Source organism: Rhizobacter sp. P1_G5 (assembly GCF_056405435.1).
Genome location: NZ_JBFUCB010001105.1, coordinates 1 through 868, shown reverse-complemented (window position 1 = coordinate 868; position 868 = coordinate 1). Strand labels below are relative to the sequence as shown.

At 70.4% G+C, this 868-nt stretch carries 1 protein-coding gene and 1 pseudogene; both read right to left on the bottom strand.

Annotated elements, in window-relative coordinates:
- A pseudogene (locus AC1D12_RS34345) lies at positions 1-287 on the bottom strand (ATP synthase subunit I); the annotation flags it as partial.
- 129 nt (positions 288-416) lie between these two features.
- Positions 417-868, bottom strand: a 452-nt coding sequence (locus AC1D12_RS34340; protein ID WP_477845524.1) for a glycerol-3-phosphate dehydrogenase C-terminal domain-containing protein, incomplete at its 5' end; no start/stop codon positions are given.

Sequence of the window (868 nt, the reverse complement as noted above, 5' to 3'; positions counted from 1 at the left end):
CCTCGGGTCATTCCCCTGGCGAGCAATGCTGCCGGAAGAACCACCGCCGCCGCGCCGTACAACGCCGACCAGGCAGCACCAGAATCTTGTCCCATCAATTGCGTCACGACGACCGCGATGGCCGTGCAAAGCAAACCCGCCACCGCCTGCACCGCAACCACCCTCCAGGGCGACACCTGGGGAATTCGTCCTCGCAAGGCCTGCGCTTCTTCTCGCGTCAGGGTCTTGAAAGGCTGGTCGTCGGCGCCATCTTCTTGAGCTACGCCACGGTCGAGGGGTTCGGTCATGGCGGAGAAGACAGTCGTCAGCAGCAAAGCCTCGGGATTATATGGGCAAAGACCCGCGCTCCCTGACACACCCCGACACAGACACCGGGCATGCGGCTGCGGCTTGACTTGGCGCCGTGGCAGATCGCCCTACGGCAGCTCCAGGTAACGGGCCGCCAGCGCTTCGAACGCACCGATCGATGCCGCGGCATCGAAGCCCTCCCCCAGCTCCTCGCGCAGCAACCGGCCCACCTCGGGCGCGATGCGCAGCGCCTCGCGTGCATCGAGGAACAGCAGCCGGCAGCGCCGTGCGAGCACGTCTTCGACGGTGCGCGCCATCTCGACGCGTGCCGCGAAGCGCACCATCGCCTCGGTCAGCCCGCCCTCGCCGTCGCGCCACAGCCAGTGGTCGGCCCCGGGCAGCGCGCGCAGCGCCGGCAGGTCGGTGCCGTAGCGCGCCTCGCCCGGGCTGCGCGTCAATGACACCGATGCCTCGGCCGGCGAGCCCGCCAGCGGCAGGCGCACGGTGACGCCCGCGGGCCGGGCCTGCAGCAGCGCGGCCTCGGCGCAGCGCGCGAGCACGTCCTCGGCCATCGCGCGGT